Origin of the sequence: Burkholderia sp. SIMBA_051, from assembly GCF_046534915.1 — a bacterium.
In the GTDB taxonomy this organism is placed as follows: domain Bacteria; phylum Pseudomonadota; class Gammaproteobacteria; order Burkholderiales; family Burkholderiaceae; genus Burkholderia; species Burkholderia ambifaria.
This window is the reverse complement of sequence record NZ_JAWRXS010000483.1, coordinates 1-260: the sequence shown is the minus strand read 5'-3', so window position 1 is coordinate 260 and position 260 is coordinate 1. Positions and strand designations below refer to the sequence as shown.

Annotated in this window: 1 protein-coding gene; it reads right to left on the bottom strand. The window is 64.6% G+C overall.

What is annotated here, in order from left to right; translation table 11 throughout:
• A partial coding sequence (gene mreC / locus SB771_RS35385; protein WP_410722090.1) for a rod shape-determining protein MreC occupies positions 1 to 260 on the bottom strand: 260 nt, incomplete at both ends.

Genomic DNA, 260 nt, shown 5'->3' with positions numbered 1-260 from the left:
ACCTTGGCGACCGGCAGCCCCGGCGGATAAATGCCGTCGAGTCCGCTGGTGACGAGTTCGTCGCCGGTTTGCACGTCGGCGCTGATCGGCACGAAACGCAGATCGAGCGTATCGCCCTTCGGCGTACCGTAAATCACGCTGCGCAAACCGGTGCGCACGATCTGCACGGGCACCGCCTGATCCTTGTCGGTGAGGAGCGTCACCTCCGCCTGCAAGGGGAACACACGCGTGACCTGGCCGACCACGCCGTCTTCATTGAC